The 17,540-nt window shown below is 66.2% G+C and carries 13 protein-coding genes, 1 tRNA gene and 1 pseudogene; 6 read left to right on the forward strand and 9 right to left on the reverse strand.

The genetic code is table 11. The features are described 5' to 3' along the window. On the reverse strand, nt 1-265 hold a 265-nt coding region (locus KAY22_RS13920), incomplete at its 3' end, for a dihydrodipicolinate synthase family protein (RefSeq protein WP_296624030.1). 310 nt (nt 266-575) lie between these two features. On the opposite strand from KAY22_RS13920, the gene KAY22_RS13925 reads away from it, so the two are divergent. Next, nucleotides 576-905 (forward strand): hypothetical protein, encoded by a 330-nt coding sequence (locus KAY22_RS13925; protein WP_296624031.1) that lies wholly within the window; start codon nt 576-578, stop codon nt 903-905. Nucleotides 906-1,184: 279 nt separating this feature from the next. Here KAY22_RS13925 and KAY22_RS13930 read toward each other — a convergent pair whose 3' ends face one another. Then, the gene (locus KAY22_RS13930; protein WP_296624032.1) at nt 1,185-1,616 is read right to left on the reverse strand and encodes a MarR family transcriptional regulator; all 432 of its coding nucleotides are present in this window, start codon (nt 1,614-1,616) and stop codon (nt 1,185-1,187) included. An 80-nt stretch (nt 1,617-1,696) separates the two neighbouring features. Here KAY22_RS13930 and KAY22_RS13935 point away from each other — a divergent pair, with 80 nt between their 5' ends. The 3 genes from KAY22_RS13935 to KAY22_RS13945 are packed head-to-tail and all read left to right on the forward strand — an operon-like array spanning nt 1,697 to nt 5,863. Then, nucleotides 1,697-2,860, forward strand: coding sequence for an HlyD family secretion protein (locus KAY22_RS13935; protein ID WP_296624033.1), 1,164 nt, complete (start codon nt 1,697-1,699; stop codon nt 2,858-2,860). An 8-nt stretch (nt 2,861-2,868) separates the two neighbouring features. Beyond that, entirely contained in the window at nt 2,869-4,413 is a 1,545-nt protein-coding gene (locus KAY22_RS13940; protein WP_296624034.1) for an MDR family MFS transporter, read from the forward strand. Between the two features lie 10 nt (nt 4,414-4,423). After that, nucleotides 4,424-5,863 carry an efflux transporter outer membrane subunit gene (locus KAY22_RS13945; protein WP_296624035.1) on the forward strand — a complete coding sequence of 480 codons (1,440 nt, stop codon included), beginning with the start codon at nt 4,424-4,426 and terminating at the stop codon, nt 5,861-5,863. A gap of 213 nt (nt 5,864-6,076) precedes the next feature. Here the strand turns inward: KAY22_RS13945 and KAY22_RS13950 are convergent. From KAY22_RS13950 to moaA, 3 genes are all read right to left on the reverse strand, one after another. Continuing rightward, a tRNA-Asn gene (locus KAY22_RS13950) sits at nt 6,077-6,151 on the reverse strand. Nucleotides 6,152-6,272: 121 nt separating this feature from the next. Beyond that, nucleotides 6,273-7,046 carry an NAD kinase gene (locus tag KAY22_RS13955; protein ID WP_296624036.1) on the reverse strand — a complete coding sequence of 258 codons (774 nt, stop codon included), beginning with the start codon at nt 7,044-7,046 and terminating at the stop codon, nt 6,273-6,275. After that, nucleotides 7,043-8,068 carry a GTP 3',8-cyclase MoaA gene (gene moaA, locus KAY22_RS13960; protein ID WP_296624037.1) on the reverse strand — a complete coding sequence of 342 codons (1,026 nt, stop codon included), beginning with the start codon at nt 8,066-8,068 and terminating at the stop codon, nt 7,043-7,045. Before moaA ends, KAY22_RS13955 begins: the two co-directional genes overlap by 4 nt. A 121-nt stretch (nt 8,069-8,189) precedes the next feature. Between moaA and KAY22_RS13965 the strand changes: the two genes are divergently transcribed. Beyond that, complete coding sequence (locus KAY22_RS13965; protein ID WP_296624038.1) at nt 8,190-10,277, forward strand: bifunctional diguanylate cyclase/phosphodiesterase; 2,088 nt, start codon at nt 8,190-8,192, stop codon at nt 10,275-10,277. 4 nt (nt 10,278-10,281) lie between these two features. Here the strand turns inward: KAY22_RS13965 and mfd are convergent, their stop codons facing one another. Both mfd and KAY22_RS13975 read right to left on the reverse strand, forming a co-directional pair. Beyond that, on the reverse strand, nt 10,282-13,770 hold the full coding sequence (mfd, locus tag KAY22_RS13970) for a transcription-repair coupling factor (RefSeq protein WP_296624039.1): 3,489 nt from the start codon (nt 13,768-13,770) through the stop codon (nt 10,282-10,284). A gap of 83 nt (nt 13,771-13,853) precedes the next feature. Beyond that, entirely contained in the window at nt 13,854-14,120 is a 267-nt protein-coding gene (locus tag KAY22_RS13975; RefSeq protein ID WP_296624040.1) for a succinate dehydrogenase assembly factor 2, read from the reverse strand. A 107-nt stretch (nt 14,121-14,227) separates the two neighbouring features. Here KAY22_RS13975 and recG point away from each other — a divergent pair, with 107 nt between their 5' ends. After that, nucleotides 14,228-16,333, forward strand: coding sequence for an ATP-dependent DNA helicase RecG (gene recG, locus KAY22_RS13980; protein ID WP_296624041.1), 2,106 nt, complete (start codon nt 14,228-14,230; stop codon nt 16,331-16,333). Nucleotides 16,334-16,384: 51 nt separating this feature from the next. Here recG and KAY22_RS13985 read toward each other — a convergent pair whose 3' ends face one another. Then, nucleotides 16,385-16,753, reverse strand: a complete 369-nt coding sequence (locus KAY22_RS13985; RefSeq protein ID WP_296624042.1) for a PilZ domain-containing protein — start codon at nt 16,751-16,753, stop codon at nt 16,385-16,387. A 147-nt stretch (nt 16,754-16,900) separates the two neighbouring features. Next, nucleotides 16,901-17,540 (reverse strand): annotated as a pseudogene (locus tag KAY22_RS13990) (hypothetical protein); the annotation flags it as partial.

Here is a 17,540-nt window from a genome sequence, read left to right on the forward strand (position 1 = left end):
GCGTGTAGCTGGTGCAGCCAGCGATCAGCGGCAGCCGGCCCTTCATCTGGTCCCCCACCAGACGGAACAGGTCGCGCCGCTCCGTCGGCGACAGGCTGGTCCACTCGCCCGTGGTCCCGCCGATCACCAGCCCGTGCATCCCTTCCGCCGCCAGCCATTCCAGATGGGCGCGAAGCCGGATCGGGTCCAGGGCACCGTCATCCGCAAAGGGGGTCAGCATCGCAGGAATATAGCCCCGCCACTCAACTCTCGAACGCTTGTCCATACTCGTCCTTGCCTCAGCCCCCGGTCGAGCCCGATGTGCGCCCGTCGACCTTTCGCTTCAATCGCCCGGCGCGATTAGATTGTTGCGGTTTGCGGAAGGATGCCGCCGAACTGGGAAGTTGCGCCATGAACAAAAGCTTCAGCCGGGTCCTAGGATATTTACATAGGGGCAGCGTCGGTCGGTCCGCGCTAGGTTCTCCCTTGATGTTGATCGCGCCGCGGAGCCGGTACGGCATGGTGAAACGTTACGGTAATATGTTATTCACCTGACGGCTCTAGTCGGGCTGAGGATCAAGAAAGGGAACAGGCTCATGATCGCCGGTACCATCAAGAACGTCGCCGCTGTCGCCTGTGTCGTCGCCGCTGCCGGTCTGGCAGGCTGTGCGTCCGTACCGAAGCCGGGCAAGTTCGCCAGCAGCACGCCGCCGCGGCTCGTCGCCAAGGCGGATCAGACGCTCGCATGGGACGATCCGACGGCCTTCGGTCCGGTCCCTGCCGCCGAAGCCGCTCGCGGAGCCTCGGTTTGCGGCAGCCTCGACAATGACAAGACGACGTTCAAGGCGACCGGCTATCACCCCGGCGCACTGGACGCCAATGGCAATCCCTTCCCGGGTGGCGGCTTCTACTGCGTCGCCAAATAAGCCCTGGCTCAGATGAAAAAGGGCCCGGCGCGTAAGCGTCCGGGCCCTTTTTTATGGGCGCGAACGCTGGTCAGGAACGTCAACCCAGCAGCAGATAGACGCTTCCAGTCACCACCAGCGAAAGCGCGCTGCACGTGCAGAGCAGGCCAAAGCCGCATTGGCAGAAGCTGTGATGTATCCTCTCCATCGCACCTCTCCTTGAGGTCCCGCCCGTCTTCTTGTCGAACGGCGCGGGAGACAGAAAGTTACAATAGCACGAGGCGGCTTAAGGAAAAATATTCAATCTTCGTCGATGCAACGCAGCAATTTTCTAATCGTCGCGTGAAAGCTGGCCTGCTCTTCCGGACCGAGGCTGACCAATATCCGTTTGGACAATGCCTGCCTGATCGGTTCGGTGACGGCGACTGCAGCCTCGCCCTCTGGGGTAATACTGATCCTTTTCGCACGGCGATCTGACGGATCCGGTGTTCGCAGGATCAGCCCCTCGCGTTCCAGTCCATCAAGTGCCTCGGTGACCGTGCGCGGCGCGATGCCGAACCTTTCGGCAATGTCTATAGCGCGAACCGTGCCGCCTTCCTTCTGGATCAGGATCAGCATCTTGGTGCGCGCGAGCGAAGCCCCGCGTTCGACCATCGAACGGTCGAAGCTCCGCTTCAGGCTGCCATAGAGGCGGCCCAGATCGGTGAGCAGGTCTTCCTCAGGGGATTTCATGAGGGACCTCAATAAATGGTGTTGCGCTATTTTGCAACTGCGAGCATAGGCGGGGCAATCGATAGCATCCGAGTCCTGACATGAGCGATACGACCGCCGCGCCTCCGCCCGAGTCGCACGAAGCCGCAGATCCCGCCAAGACCGCGCGCCGCAAGCTGATCCTTCGCCGGGCGCTCCTTATCGCAGGTGCCGTGCTTCTCATCGCGGGCGTCGTGCTTGGGGCGCGCCATTTCATCTACGGGCGCTACCAGCAGTCGACCGACGATGCCTTCATCCAGTCGGATGCGATCACCGTCGCGCCCAAGGTGTCGGGCTATGTCGACCGCGTCTTCGTGACGGACAATCAGGAGGTGAAGGCCGGGCAGCCTCTCGTCCAGATCGACCCGCGCGATTATAGCACGCAGGCGGCCCAGGCCCGCGCGCAGATCGACGTGGCCATGGCGAGCGCCGCCGGTGTCGGCGCCCAGATCGAGGAGCAGTTCGCCGCCGTCGACCAGGCGCGTGCGCAATTGGCGTCCGCGCGGGCTGAGGCCGATCTCGCCGCTCGGGAGGTCACACGCTATCGCCCGCTGGCCGCCAGCGGTGCCGAGACCCGGGAGCGACTGGCGCAACTCGAAACCCAGGCGGTGCAGGCGCGGGCCAAGCTCGACGCGGCCCAGGCCTCGCTGACTGCGGCCGAACGGCGCGTCGCCACGCTGCGCGCGCAACGCCAGCAGGCGCAGGCGCAGGGCGAAGCGGCGCGGGCGCAGCTGTCGGCCGCACGGACCGACGTCGAGGCGACGATCCTGCGCGCCCCGGTCGACGGCCGGGTGGGCAATAAAGGCGTCCGGCAAGGTCAGTTCGTGCAGGCCTCGACACGCCTGATGTCGCTGGTGCCGGCGAACAGTCTCTATGTGGTCGCCAATTTCAAGGAAACCCAGCTGGGGCTGATTCGTCCGGGGCAGCCGGTCACGGTCGAGGTCGACGCGCTAGACGGGGTCGAACTGCACGGGGTGGTCGAAAGCATCGCGCCCGGCACCGGTGCCCAATTCTCGGTCCTGCCGCCCCAGAATGCGACGGGCAATTTCACCAAGATCGTCCAGCGCGTTCCCGTGCGGATCACGGTCAACGCAGGTCCCGAGACGCGCGCGCTGCTCGTGCCCGGCATGTCGGTCGAGGCAACCGTCGACACGCGCTCGGCGAAGGCGGCGATCGATGCCATTCGCGATGAGCAGGAGCGGCGGAACGAGCGCGCCGGGCGATGAGCGCAGCGATGGCGGGCAGTACGACCGCAGCGCCCGAGCGGGCCGACATCAGCGCCTGGCTGGCGGTGGCCGCAGGCAGTCTCGGCGCATTGATGGCGACGCTCGACATATCGATCGTCAATTCCTCGTTGCCCACCATCCAGGGCGAGATCGGTGCGACCGGCACCGAAGGAACCTGGATCGCCACCGCCTATCTCGTGGCCGAAATCATCATCATCCCGTTGTCGGGCTGGCTCGAGCGGCTGTTCGGTCTGCGCAGCTTCCTTCTGATAGCCGTGTCGCTCTTCACCGCCTTTTCCGTGCTCTGCGGCATTTCGACCAACCTGACGATGATGATCATCGGTCGGGTGGGGCAGGGCTTTACCGGCGGCGCATTGGTGCCCACCGCCATGACCATCATCGCCACCCGCCTGCCACGGTCGCAGCAGCCGATCGGCAATGCGATGTTCGGGGTCACCGCGATTATCGGCCCGCTGCTGGGGCCGCTGATCGGTGGATGGCTGACCGAGAATGTCAGCTGGCATTATGCCTTCTTCATCAACATCCCCGTCGGCATGCTGCTGATCGCGCTGCTGCTCACCACCATGGCGCATCGCCGGCCCGACTGGGAGGAACTGTGGGGCGCGGATTGGCGCGGCATTGTCGGCATGGCGCTCGGCCTCGGCGGGCTGACCATCGTGCTGGAAGAAGGCCAGCGCGAACAATGGTTCCAGAGCAGCGCGATCGTCCAGATGAGCATCGTTACGGCGGTCGGCTTCGGCCTGCTGCTCGCGGGACAGATCTTCGCCAAACGTCCGGTCATTAAGCTGAGATTGCTGCTCGACCGGCAATTCGGCGCGGTGGCGCTGATGGGGCTCGTGATCGGTATGATGATCTACGGCACCTCCTACGTCATTCCGCAATTCCTGTCGGCGATCGCCGGCTATAACGCGCTGCAGTCGGGGAAGATCGTGCTGCTGTCGGGCATACCGAGCATGTTGCTCATGCCCTTCACGCCGCTGCTGATGCGCTATCTCGACATTCGCATCGCGGTCGCGATCGGGCTGGCCATCATGGCGGCAAGCTGCATGGTCGACACCGTGCTGACCTCGCAGTCGGTCGGCCATGATTTCGTGGAATCGCAGCTGCTACGCGGCGTGGGCGTGATCATGGGCTTCCTGTTCCTCAACCAGGCCGCGATCGCCTCGGTGCCGGCGCGCGACGCGGGCGATGCGGCCGGCCTGTTCAATGCGGTGCGCAACCTCGGCGGTTCGCTGGCCCTTGCCGGGATCGCGACGATCCAGGACCAGCGCAACTGGTTCCACAGCCGCCGCCTCGAAGAGGCGATGAGCGCCAATTCGGACGCGGTACAGGCCTATGTTGCCAGCCTTTCGCAGAGCCTGGGCGGGCAGGAGGCGGGGCTCCGGTCGCTCGCCGGCACGATCCAGCGCGAGGCGCTGGTGATGACGTTCAACGATATATTCTGGATGCTGGGGGTCGGCATCATCGCCGTCATCCCGCTGGTCTTGTTCCTGCGTCCGCTGCCGCATGGCCGGCCGGTCGTGATGCATTGAGGTGATCGCGATGCGCACTCTGCTGCTTTCCTTTCCCCTGGTCGCGCTCGCCGCCTGCACCATGGGGCCGGACTATGCCGGTCCGGCGGGCGCACGGGCGCCGCAGCCGCCGGCAGCCTTCGTGCGGGCCCCGTCCGAAGCTCGCGCCGAGACACCGGCTGTTGCCGACTGGTGGACCCAGCTCTCCGATCCCGTGCTCGATGCGCTGGAGGCGAAGGCGCTGGCGGCCAACCCCAATGTCGCGATCGCCCAGGCCAGCCTGCGTCAGGCGCGTTCGGCGCTTCGCCTCGAAAAGGCCAATGGCGCACCCAATGCCAATCTTCAGGCGATCTACGCCCATGCCAGCCTGCCGGGGATCGATCTGGGCAGTTCGGACGGCTCTGGCGAAGGCAATGCCAATGGCGGCGGCGGCGGCACCGAGGCGCTGAACTTCTACAATCTCGGATTCGACGCCAGTTGGGAAGTGGACCTCTGGGGGGGGCGACGCCGCAGCGTCGAGGCCGCGCGCGCACAGCTCGAAGCAGCGGAAGCCAGCGTTGCGGACGCTCAGGTCAGCCTGACGGCAGAGGTCGCGCAGGCCTATGCCAATCTCCGCGACCGGCAGCAGCGGATCCGGTTGAGCCAGGACGCGGTCACAAGGCAGCATGACCTTGTGGCTTTGGTTCGCCAGCGCCGCGAGCGGGGGGCTGCCTCCGACCTCGATGTCGAGCAGCAGGCCGACCAGTTGGAGCAGCTTCAGGCGTCGCTGCTGCCCCTGCAGGCCGAGCATGACGCCTATCTCAACGCACTGGCCGTCCTCGTCGGCGAGGCACCGGGAAGCGTCGACCAGCTTCTGGCGACACCCGCTGCGATCCCCCTCCCATCCGCCGGAACCGCGATCGGCGATCCCGCCGCGTTGCTCAAGCGCCGGCCCGACGTCCGCGCAGCGGAGCGGCAATATGCTGCGGCGACCGCCAAGATCGGTGTCGCGGAGGCCGCACGCTTTCCCAGCGTCAGCTTTGCGGGCGTCCTCGGTATCGGCGGCACCCAACCGGAGGACGTTGTCGACCTCGACAAGCTGGCGACGATCGCGCTGCCGCGCCTGTCCTGGAACATCCTCGATTTCGGTCGCAACGCCGCGCGGGTCGAGCAGGCCAAGGGCGGGCAGGACGAAGCGGCGGCGCGCTATCGCGGCGCGGTGCTGAAGGCGCTGCAGGACGGGGAGGACGCGCTGTCCCGCTATGGCGCCAGGCTGCGCGCCTCGGCCAGCGTACGACGCTCGCTGGCGTCCGCCCGACGGGTCGAAGCGCTGGCTCGGCAGCGGTTCGAGGCCGGCACCGGATCGAAGATCGAACTGCTCCAGGCCGAACGCAGCCGCCTGTCCGCCGAACAGTCGCTGTCACAGGCGGACGGGGCGCTCTCCGCCGATTTCGCCGGTCTGCAGAAGGCACTCGGCCTGGGCTGGCGCTGAGGGCTCGGTATCGGGGATCCACGACCCGACATTGGCAGATCGCTTCCATGCGTGCTGCGGGAACCATCGGGCACCGGGAGAGCGGCGTATCCGTCCAAGGGCTGCTACCCTTGCAGGCAAATGCCGGAATGCCGGTCAGAAGACGTGTAAGAACGAAAAAAGGCGCAACTCTCCCGGTCAGAGAATTACACCTTAAAATTTAAGGATTTGAAATGGCTCCCCGGGCCTGATTCGAACAGGCGGCCGTCCGATTAACAGTCGGATGCTCTACCGCTGAGCTACCGGGGATCATTTCCGCTTCAAGCGAGGCGCGCCTATAGCAGCGGGTTGTTCGGGCTTGCAAGCCCCAAATCCCCGATCCTTCGGGGGCGGCCAAATTAATTTCCAAAGCCCTGAAAAACAGGGATTTTCAAACCGCGAACTGTTCCATGGTTATGCGGTCGTCCAGGGCATGTTCGGGATCGAACAGCAGCGTCAGCGGGCTGGTCTTGTCGATACCGATCCGGACGAGCGACACGTCGCGCACCTCGCGCTGGTCGGCCACGGCGCTGACCGGGCGCTTCACGGCATCAAGGACCCGGAAGGAGATTACGTTCTTGTCGGGCAGGATTGCCCCGCGCCAGCGCCGCGGGCGGAAGGGGCTGATCGGGGTCAGGGCGAGTAGCGAGGATTCCAGCGGCAGAATCGGCCCCTGGGCCGACAGATTATAGGCGGTGGACCCGGCCGGGGTGGACACCAGCACGCCGTCGCAGACCAGTTCGGGCAGCACCACGCGGCCCTCGACCAACACCTCGATCTTCGCCGTCTCGCGCGTTTCACGCAGCAGCGAGACTTCGTTGATCGCGGGGATCGACAGGCGCTGTCCCTCGACCGTCTCGACATCCATGCGCAGCGGCAGGACCGTCATCGCCTTGGCCTGCATCAGCCGGAGTTCGAGCAGTTCGGGCTTCCAGTCGTTCATCAGAAAGCCCACCGTGCCGAGGTTCATCCCGAACACCGGCAATATGCGGTGGCGATCGAGCATCGCATGCAGTGTGCGCAGCATGAAGCCGTCGCCCCCCAGCGCGACGATCAGGTCGGCACGCTCCACCGGATGCCATTCGTACATTCGGCGCAATTCGGTCGTGGCCTCCTGCGCGGCAGGAGTCGGCGAGGCCACGAGGGCCATCTTCTTTTCGGTCATCCCCCGGTAACGCTCATATGTCTGTCGACGGCGGGTGTCGCCCCCCGCTGGTCTATAGCGAAATTGTGACGCTCGGGCTTGCGCCGCATGGCGACGTCCAGCAACCGATCAAGTTCTTGCGCATCGCCTGCGCGCAAGGCGCTGCGCAGGTCGAGCCGGCTGTCATGGCCCAGGCACATGTAGATCTGCCCGGTCGCGGTCACCCGCACGCGGTTGCAGCCGTCGCAGAAATTGTTGGTGAGCGGGGTGATGAGCCCGAGCCGGGCGTCCAGTTCCTCGACGCGAAAATAGCGCGCGGGGCCGCCGGTGCGATAGTCGAGCGGGCTGAGCGTGTAGCGGCTTTCCAGCGCCCGGCGGACGCTGTCGAGCGGCAGGTAGCGATCGGTGCGATCCTCATCGATCTCGCCCAGCGGCATGGTCTCGATCAGGGTCAGGTCATGTCCTGCGGCCGCGCACCACCGTAGCATCGGCTCGATCTGCTGCTCGTTGAAGTCCTTGAGAGCAACCATGTTGATCTTGATCGCGATGCCCTCGTCGCGGGCGGCCTCTATCCCGTCCAGCACCTCGGGCAGTGCGCCCCCGCGCGTGATGAAAGCGAAGCGCTCGGCGTCCAGCGTGTCGATGCTGACATTGATCCGCCGCACCCCCGCCGCTGCGAGAGCCGCTGCATGGCGGCGAAGCTGGCTGCCATTGGTGGTGATCGTCAGCTCGTCGAGCCCGTCGCCGATGCGACGCCCGATCATCCCTACCAGATCGACCACGTCCCGGCGCACCAGTGGCTCACCCCCGGTCAATCGGATCTTCCTGATGCCGCGTGCGATGAAGGCGTCGGCGAGCGCCGACAGTTCCTCCAGCGTCAGGATTTCGCGCTTCGGCAGGAACTGCATCTTCTCGGACATGCAGTAGCGGCAGCGGAAATCGCACCGGTCGGTCACCGAAAGCCGCAGATAGGAAATGCGTCGGCCGAACGCGTCCAGCAGCGTGCCCTCTGCCCCGGAGCCCCGTTTTTCGATCGGCATCATGCGCTTATGGTAACAGCCTAGACCTTGGTAGCAAAGGAAGCCTTGAATTAATCCGCTACCGGGTTGTTTTTCCGCCGCTTTGCGATTGGCCTAGGCGGTTCGATACGATAACAGTCGAGCAATGAACAGGAATGTAGGCGGAGCAGCAGCGGCCGAACGCCGCGCCGCGCAGGCGCGGCTGCCGCTATTCCTGCTGTCATTTCGACACCGTGACGAACTTGCGGCCATGGCGGAAAGGGCAGGTCGATCGGTGATCGCCGCACGGCGTGCCGACTCGGCGGAACGGCGCTTCATCGCTTCGGGATCTTCGGTCGCGCTGGTCGATGCCCGCGGCGCGCGCGCCGAAGGCTATGCCCTGTGCCGCGCGCTGGCCAGCGTGACGAGTTCGACGGGCGCTGCGTTGCTCGTGATCGTCGACGAAATGGCGGAGCTCGACGCGCTGCTCGAAGCTGGCGCGACCCATTATCTGATCGGGGACGTGGACGCGGACAGCCTTCGGACAGCGCTCGATTTCGCCGATCGCTTCGTGGAGCGTCTGGCGGGCGGCGGACGGGCCGCATCGGCGCGGGCGTCGCTCCGGCTGTCCGAATCCGAAGCGTGGATCTGGAAGCCCGGTGATCGAAGCCTTACGCTCAGCAGCGCGCTCGCCAACCGGATCGGTGCGGGCAGCGAGACGGTGCCGATGGCGATGCTGTTCCGTATCATGGACCGCGCCAGCCGGCGGACGGCGCGCCAGGCGATCGACCGGTTGCTCGCGACCCGCCAGTCGACTGCCTTCGCACATGACAGTCGTCTGCATGGCGACAGACTGGCGCATCATATTTCCTTCGATGAGGCGCGCGGCGCGGTGGTCGCCTGGGTCGAGGTGACCAAGGCCGACGCAGAGCCGATGAACGAAGAAGTCGACCCTCTCACGGGCCTGCCGACCATCGAGCGCGTTCGTGGCTGGGTGGAGGTAAGGCTGGCTGACGAGGATGCCGCCGGCCCGCGCTGCGCGCTGCTGATGCTCGGCATCATGCGTTTCGGTCTCGTCAATGCCGCCTTTGGCCGCCCGACCGGCGATGCCGTGCTGCAAGGGGTGGCCCGACGCATCGAGCGGGTGATCGACCGGATCGGCATCGGCAACGCGATGATTGCGCGGACGGCCGGGTCGGAGTTCACCATCGCGCTCGGCCCGCCGGTCACCGCTGACAGCGCCGAACTGATCGCAAATCGCCTTGTAGAGAGCGTTGCCTGGCCGTTCGTGTCGGGAGACTCGCTCATTCCGCTGTCCTGTCGGGTCGGCATCGCCTCGACCGATGGGGAAGGGCGCCGCGATGTCGGCACGCTGTTCCAGCGCGCTTCGGCCGCTTTGGCCGCCGCCAAACATGGCGATACCGGCATGGTGCGTGCGCTGGACGCCGATGCCGAGGCCGAGACCCACCGGCGCAATCAACTCGAGATCGACCTTCGTCGCGCGCTCGACCAGAACCAGATCGACATCCTGTTCCAGCCCCAGGTCGATATCGGATCGGGCCAGATCATCGGCGCGGAGGCGCTGGCGCGGTGGAGACATCCCTTGCTGGGCGAACTTGGCGCCGTCCCGCTTTTCGCCACCGCCGCGCGGTCCGATTTCGTCGTTCAGCTGTCGACCTATGTCCAGCAACGCGCTCTGGCCGTGGCCGCGGCCTGGCCCGCGCATATGCGCGACCTGCGCGTATCGGTGAATGTCACGGCGGCGGATATTGCGCGGACCAATTTCGTCGAGGATTTCCTTGCCCGTGTCGACGACGCCGGCTTCCCGCGCGACCGCTTGACCGTCGAGGTCACGGAAAGCGGCCTGATCTCGGATCTCGGCGGGGCCGCCGAACTTCTGGCTCGGCTGCGCAAGGCGGGGCTGCGCGTCGCGATCGACGATTTCGGCACCGGCTATTCGAGCCTGGCCTATCTCAAGGCACTGCCGCTCGACTATCTCAAGATCGACAAGACGCTCGCTGCCGACATCACCGGCTCCACGCGGGATCGCATCGTCGTGCGCGGCGTGATCGACATGGCGCGTTCGCTGGGCCTGCAGGTCATTACCGAGGGTGTGGAGACCAGCGCCCAGCTGGGGCTGCTCGCGCGGGAGGGCTGCAACCTCTATCAGGGCTATCTCTGCTCGCCCCCGGTCGACAGCCGCGCGCTCGAAGCGCTGATCGTCGAGCGGCGCGACCCCGTCAACGCCGCCTGACCGATCAGGCGAGGATCTTCGCCAGACCCCGCGACAGCTGGAGCGCTCCGTTCAGCCGCATCGACGGCTCGGGCCAGTTACGCGTGATGACGAGGCGATGGTCGGGGCGCAACCGGGCGCTGTCCTTCAAGCGGTCGACATAGGTGAGCAGGCCCGGCAGATCCGGGAACTGGTCCTCGTGGAAAGCCACCAGCGCCCCGCGCGGACCGGTGTCGATCTTGGCGACGCAGGCCTTGCGACAGTTCAGCTTGATTTCCATCACCGTCAGCAGATTCTCTGTCGGCGCCGGCAGCTTGCCGAAGCGGTCGATCAGTTCGGCGGCGAAGGACTCGATCTCCGCCTTGCTCTCCAACTCGTTGATCCGGCGATAGAGGCCCATCCGCAGATCGAGGTCGGGGACATAATCGTCGGGAAGGAGGATCGCCGCGTCGACGTTGATCTGCGGCGAGAAGTCCTTCGGGCGCGCGCTCGCGAGGCCGCCGGCCTTAGCCTCCAGGATCGCCTCTTCCAGCATCGACTGATAAAGTTCGAAGCCGACCTCCTTAATGTGTCCGGACTGCTCGTCGCCGAGCAGATTGCCGGCGCCGCGAATGTCGAGGTCGTGACTCGCAATCTGGAAGCCGGCGCCGAGCGTGTCGAGATTCTGGAGGATGTGCAGCCGCTTCTCTGCGGTGTCGGTCATCCGACCGTCGCCGGTCGTCAGATAGGCATAAGCGCGCGTCTTCGAGCGACCGACGCGACCGCGCAGCTGATAAAGCTGCGCCAGGCCGAATTTGTCGGCGCGATTGACGATCAGCGTGTTGGCGCTGGGAATGTCGAGGCCGCTTTCGACGATCGTCGTCGACACCAGCACGTCGAACTTCTTGTCGTAGAAGGCCGACATCCGCTCCTCGACCTCGCTCGGCGCCATCTGGCCATGGGCGACGACATAGCTGATCTCGGGGACCTGCTTGCGCAGATACTCCTCGATGTCGGGCAGGTCCTTGATCCGCGGGGTCACCAGGAAGCTCTGCCCGCCGCGATAATGCTCGCGCAGCAGCGCCTCGCGGATGACGACCTCGTCCCACGGCGCGACATAGGTGCGGACGGCAAGGCGGTCGACCGGCGGCGTCTGGATCACGCTCAGTTCGCGTAGGCCCGACATCGCCATCTGCAACGTCCGCGGGATCGGCGTCGCGGTCAGCGTCAGCATGTGGACGTCGGTCTTGAGCGCCTTCAGCCGCTCCTTGTGGGTGACGCCGAAACGCTGCTCCTCATCGACGATGACAAGGCCGAGCCGCTTGAATTCGATTCCCTTGGCGAGCAGCGCGTGGGTGCCGATGACGATGTCGATCGACCCGCTCGCCAACCCGTCCTTGGTCCGTTTGGCTTCCGACGCCGTGACGAGCCGCGACAGATGGCCGACATTCACCGGCATGCCGTGGAAGCGCTCGACGAAGTTGCGGTAATGCTGGCGTGCGAGCAGCGTCGTCGGGCAGACGAGCGCGACCTGCATCCCGCCCAGTGCCGCGACGAAGGCCGCACGCAGCGCGACCTCGGTCTTGCCGAAGCCGACGTCGCCGCAGACCAGCCGGTCCATCGGCTTGCCCGCCGCCAGATCCTCGATCACGTCGGCGATCGCGCGTTCCTGGTCCTCGGTTTCCTGATAAGGGAAGCGGTCGACGAACTCGTTATAGCCGCTCTCCGGCTCGACCGTCTCGGCCGGGCGCAGCGCGCGTTCGGCGGCGGTCTTGATGAGCTCGCCTGCAATCTCGCGGATGCGCTCCTTCATTCGCGCCTTGCGCGCCTGCCAGGCGACCCCGCCCAGCTTGTCGAGCGTGACGCCCTCGCTCTCCGCGCCATAGCGGCTCAGCACGTCGATATTCTCGACCGGAACGTAGAGCTTGTCACCGCCCGCATAGCTCAGCGCGACGCAGTCGTGCGGGGCCTTGGCGACCGGGATCGAGGTCAGCCCCTCATAGCGGCCGATACCGTGATCGCTGTGCACAACGAGGTCGCCGGGGCTGAGCGTCGCCAGTTCGGCGAGGAAGGCGTCGGCGGACTTCTTGCGCTTCTGCCGGCGGACGAGCCGGTCGCCGAGCATGTCCTGCTCGGTGAGCAGGGCGACGTTGCCGCTGGTGAAGCCATGGTCGAGCGGGAGGACAGCGAGGGCCACCTTGCGCTGTCCGCTGCCGAGAGACTTGCCGCCGGTTGATGCACCCAATGCGGCTTGCCAATCGTCGGCGGTCTCGGTCGTGTCGAGGCCATGCTCCTTCAACAGCCCGGCAAGCCGTTCGCGCGACCCGTTCGAGTAGCTGGCGAGGATGACCCGCTTGCCGTCCCTGGCGAGGGCTTCGACATGCTCGACGACGGCGTCGTAGATGTTGACGCCCTGTGTCCGTTCGGGCGCGAAATCGCGTGCTGTTTCCACCTCCAGATCGATGACGCGAGCGGATTCGGGTTCCGCGAAAGGGGTCACGAGATGGACGGGCCGATCCTCGACGAAGCGCTGCCAGTCGTCTGCGGTCAGATAGAGCTCATTCGGCTCCAGCGGGCGATAGCTGCCCGGGTCGGCGCTGCGCGCCCGGACGCGGTTCGCATGATAGTCGGTGATCGCTTCGAAGCGTGCCTCGGCGGCCTTGTTGGTGCCGGCCTCGCGCAGGACGAGGTCGTCGTCCGACAGATGGTCGGCCAGCGTTGCCAGCCTTTCTTCGAACAGCGGCAACCAATGGTCCATGCCGGCCAGCCGCCGGCCGTCGGACACCGCCTGGTAGAGCGGGTCGCCCGTGGCGTTGGCGCCGAAGCGCTCGCGATAGCGCCCCCGGAAGCGCTTGATGGTTTCCTCGTCGAGCAGCGCCTCGGCCGCCGGCAGCAGCGTGAAGCCTTCGACCGGGCCGATCGTGCGCTGGTTGCCGGTGTCGAACTGGCGGACGCTCTCGATCTCGTCGCCGAAGAAGTCGAGGCGCAGCGGATAGGGCTCGCCCGACGGGAAAAGGTCGACGATGCCGCCGCGCACGGCGAACTCGCCGGGGTCGGTCACCGTGTCGGTGCGGACATAGCCGTTGGTCTGGAGCAGCGCTGTCAGCCGGTCGAGATCGATCCGCTCGCCGGGCGCGAGCCCCGCGACCAGCTGGCGAATCCGGAAGGGCGTCAGCACGCGCTGCGTCGCAGCCTGGACGGTGGTCACGAGCAGCACCGGGCCTTTTGGCTTGGCCTGGAGCGCGTGCAGCGTGGCGAGCCGTTCGGCCGTCCCGCGCAAGGTGGGGCTGGCGCGGTCATAGGGAAGACAGTCCCAGCCAGGAAAGGTCAGGACCGTCAGCTCCGGCGCAAAATAGCGGGCGGCATCGGCCAGCGATTGCATCGCTTGGTCGTCGGAGGTCACGAAGACCGCACGGCCTCCCCGTGTTGCCGTGGCGCGTGCCAGATCGGCGACCAGCCACGGCTGGAAACCGGCCGGAGCGCGCGAGAGGGTCAGCGGCTCTGTGGCCTTCACGATGCGGAGGAGATCGGTCATGAGGCTTTCATCGGAAACAGAACAGGTGGACGGCACCGCGAGGCGGAACGCCGTCAGGCCTTAATGGCTGATAGGCGCTATCGTCACTGTGGCACTTCGACATAGTCGACGCGCTGCATCCGCTCGATCATCGGACCCTGCCATTCGGCCGGAACCTCGATCGTGCGCATGATCCAGCCGAGGATATCGGCGTCTTCCTGCCCCAGCAGCCCTTCGAACCAGTCGAGTTCTGCGGCCGACCATTGGTCGTGGAAGCGATCGAAGAAGCAGCCGATCATATAGTCGGCCTCGCGCGTGCCGCGGTGCCAGGCACGGAAACGGATGCGCTTCAGACGGTCTTCCTGGTTCATGGTCATCCCGTGGCGATGGACAAAGTGTGCGGCATGCAAAGCGCCGCCTGGCCATTGGCAAGCCCGTCGGCGAAAGGATAGGAGGGACATAAGCATTTTCCGCACGCGTGCAATCGACCCGGGCGGCGGAAACTGCCACAGCGACGGAATCGATGCGGCCCGAAATCCTCAACCCACTCTTCGCGGAAGTCGAAACGCTCAAGGGCGTGGGGCCGGCGCTTGCCAAGCCGCTGCGCAAGCTGGCGCTGGACCGCGCCGTCGACCTGCTGTTCCATCTGCCGACCGGGGCGATCGACCGGAAGCGGGTCGACGAACTCGATCCGCAGGATTCGGGCCGGGTGATCACGATCGACCTCGTGCCGACCAGCTACCGGGCGTCGGCGGGGCGCGGGCCATTCCGCGTCGGGGCGACCGACGCGGCGGGCAACATCCTCAACCTCGTCTATTTCGGCGGCAATCCCGGCTGGGCGAAGAAGCTGCTGCCGATCGGCGAGAAGCGGACCGTGTCGGGCAAGCTCGAACTCTATGGGCAGGACATGCAGATGATCCATCCCGATCATGTGCTGCCGCCCGAGGAGGCGGTCGACCTGCCCGTGCGCGAACCCGTCTATCCGCTGTCCGAAGGGCTGACCTCGCGGCGGCTGGGGCAGTTGGTCGAGCAGGCGCTGGCGCGCGCGCCGTCATTGACCGAATGGATCGAGCCTGGGTTGCTGGGCGCCCGGGGCTGGCCCGCCTGGCGTGAGGCGCTGTTGCGGGTTCATGCCGATCCGCAGGACGAACTGGCGCGACAGCGGCTGGCCTATGACGAGCTGTTCGCGAACCAACTCGCGCTGATGCTGGTGCGGGCGTCGTCGCGGCGGCGGCGGGGCATGCCGCTGCACGGCGACGGGCGGCTGCGTGCCATGCTCAAGCTGCCTTACACGCCAACGGGCGCACAGAGCCGCTCGATCGCGGAGATCGAGGGCGATCTTGTCCAGGCGACGCCGATGACGCGGCTGCTGCAGGGCGATGTCGGCGCTGGCAAGACGCTGGTCGCGACGATGGCGCTGCTGGTCGCGGTGGAGGCGGGGGCGCAGAGCGCGATGCTGGCACCGACCGAAATCCTCGCGCGGCAGCATTATGAGACGCTCAGCCGCACGCTCGCCGGCCTGCCGGTCAATGTCGCGATCCTGACCGGGCGTGAAAAGGGCAAGGCGCGTGAGGCGACGCTGATGGGTCTGGCCGATGGCTCAATCGACATATTGGTCGGCACCCATGCGATCTTCCAGGAGAAGGTCGGCTACCGCAATCTCGGCCTCGCGGTGGTCGACGAGCAGCATCGCTTCGGCGTCGCCCAGCGGATGATGCTCCAGTCGAAGGCTGAGCGGCCACCCCACCTGCTGGTGATGACCGCCACGCCGATCCCGCGCACGCTGACGCTGAGCCATTATGGCGAGATGGACGTCAGCCGGCTCGACGAGATGCCGCCGGGGCGCCAGCCGATCGAGACGCGGGTCATTTCGGGCGAGCGCCTCGACGAGATCGTGCAGGCGCTCGGACGACATATGGGCAAGGGCGGACAGGCCTATTGGGTGTGCCCGCTGGTCGAGGAGAGCGAACAGTACGACCTCGCCGCCGCCGAGAGCCGTGCCGAGGATCTGCGCCAGCTGTTCGGGGGTCGGGTCGGCGTCGTCCACGGCCGGATGAAGGGGCCTGAGAAGGATGCCGTCATGGCGGACTTCGCGGCGGCGCGGCTGGGCGTGCTCGTCGCCACCACCGTCATCGAGGTGGGGGTCGACGTGCCCAATGCGACGCTGATGATCATCGAGGGGGCCGACCGCTTCGGCCTTGCCCAGCTGCACCAGCTGCGCGGGCGCGTCGGGCGCGGCGACCAGCATTCGGTGTGCCTGCTGCTGCGCGGCAATGCCTTGTCGGAAACCGCACGGGCGCGGCTGGCGCTAATGCGTGAGACCAATGACGGCTTCCGGATCGCCGAGGAGGATCTGCGGCTGCGCGGGGCGGGCGAGATATTGGGCACGCGCCAGTCGGGCGAAGCGGCCTTCCGCCTGGCGGGGCCGGAGCGGACGGCGGCGCTGATCGAGACGGCGACGCAGGATGCCCGGCTGCTGGTCGATCGCGACGGTGGGCTGGATGGGGAGCGGGGGCAGGCGGCGCGCACCGCGCTCTATCTGTTCGAACGGGATGCGGCGGTCGGGCTCCTGCGGGCCGGTTGAGCGGGAAGATGAGGGGGCGGCACGCTGGAGGACGCACCGCCCCGGCCGGGGTCAGCCCATCGGCCAGCGTTGCCGCTTCGCCCGGGCGGCATTGAGCATGGCCATAAAGGCATAGTCGTCGATCGGACGGATGAACTCCGCGCCGACGCGCCCTCCCAGCGACCAGACCACCCGTGCGGACACCTGACCCAGTCGTGGCAGTGCCAGCCGCACGATCGAGTCCTTGGGGGTCTGTCCATATTCGCGGACCATGAAGCCGAGCGTCGAGATGTTGACGAGCAGGACGTCGCTGGCGCGGTTGTCCTGGGTGAACATGCGGGTCGGCAGGGCAACCTCTTCGCGCGGTGCCCGGCGGAGCTCGGCATATTTGGCGTCCTCGTCGCCGACGCCGGTCGGAAGCTTCTGCGCGTTCTGGTTCATGCTCTCATGCCCTTCTCTGGTGTCATGAGGATCGGCCAGCGCCTTTGCCAACGTCTTAGCTTTTACGGTTATCCGCAGGTTAAGCGCGAATAACGGCGGGCTTTTCTAGGCCGAAAGTCTTAAAGCCGGGCTTGCCGCAGCGTCATGTCAGCGGCGAAGCTCGGACGGCAGGAAGGGCTGGGAGATGATCTGCTCCATCCGCTTCCACCGCGCCGCCGTGTCGCGACCGCTCTTCGCGAGATCGGCCGTTACCATGTCCTGACCGAGTCCATAGTTGATCACATAGCTGCGATATTGCTCAGTGAAGCGCAGCGACTGTTCTGCCCGCTCGCGGCTGACCAGCTGATAGGCCTGGATCAGGTCGAGCGCGCGGTTGCGGTCGATCCGGCCATCGAGATAGTCGGCGGCGATCGTCATCCGCGCGCCGGCCAACTGGTGCAGCAGGGCGAGCAACCGATCATAATCGCGCGCGGTGGCGGGATCGAGACCGGCGATCGGATAGAGCGTCTTCGCTTCGAAGGCGGAGCGCTGCGCACCGGGGAAAGCGAGGTCGATCCCGGCATTGGCCGAGCCCTCGGCGATGAAGCTCTGCGGGCTGAACAGCGGATAGACGGTGAACTCCACCCATCCGCGCGCCCGCGCCAGATTGCGTTCGAGCAGCATGTTGAGCAGATGATGGCCCGGATAGCCCTCGTGGCAGCCGAGATCGACGGCGCGGTCGATGCGTACGGGCAGATCGGTGTTGACCTGGATCAAGCTGTGCGCGTCGCCCTTGTACCAGTTATAG

Origin of the sequence: Rhizorhabdus sp., assembly GCF_018006725.1 — a bacterium.
Lineage (GTDB): Bacteria > Pseudomonadota > Alphaproteobacteria > Sphingomonadales > Sphingomonadaceae > Rhizorhabdus.

What these genes read in the sequence shown, in the direction of transcription:
- KAY22_RS13930 (WP_296624032.1), bottom strand. Translation starts at nt 1,616, where the DNA reads ATGAAATCCCCTGAGGAAGACCTGCTCACCGATCTGGGCCGCCTCTAT.
- KAY22_RS13925 (WP_296624031.1), top strand. Translation starts at nt 576, where the DNA reads ATGATCGCCGGTACCATCAAGAACGTCGCCGCTGTCGCCTGTGTCGTC.
- KAY22_RS13985 (WP_296624042.1), bottom strand. Translation starts at nt 16,753, where the DNA reads ATGAACCAGAACGCGCAGAAGCTTCCGACCGGCGTCGGCGACGAGGAC.
- KAY22_RS13945 (WP_296624035.1), top strand. Translation starts at nt 4,424, where the DNA reads ATGCGCACTCTGCTGCTTTCCTTTCCCCTGGTCGCGCTCGCCGCCTGC.
- mfd (WP_296624039.1), bottom strand. Translation starts at nt 13,770, where the DNA reads ATGACCGATCTCCTCCGCATCGTGAAGGCCACAGAGCCGCTGACCCTC.
- moaA (WP_296624037.1), bottom strand. Translation starts at nt 8,068, where the DNA reads ATGATGCCGATCGAAAAACGGGGCTCCGGGGCAGAGGGCACGCTGCTG.
- KAY22_RS13935 (WP_296624033.1), top strand. Translation starts at nt 1,697, where the DNA reads ATGAGCGATACGACCGCCGCGCCTCCGCCCGAGTCGCACGAAGCCGCA.
- KAY22_RS13965 (WP_296624038.1), top strand. Translation starts at nt 8,190, where the DNA reads ATGAACAGGAATGTAGGCGGAGCAGCAGCGGCCGAACGCCGCGCCGCG.
- KAY22_RS13975 (WP_296624040.1), bottom strand. Translation starts at nt 14,120, where the DNA reads ATGAACCAGGAAGACCGTCTGAAGCGCATCCGTTTCCGTGCCTGGCAC.
- KAY22_RS13955 (WP_296624036.1), bottom strand. Translation starts at nt 7,046, where the DNA reads ATGACCGAAAAGAAGATGGCCCTCGTGGCCTCGCCGACTCCTGCCGCG.
- KAY22_RS13940 (WP_296624034.1), top strand. Translation starts at nt 2,869, where the DNA reads ATGGCGGGCAGTACGACCGCAGCGCCCGAGCGGGCCGACATCAGCGCC.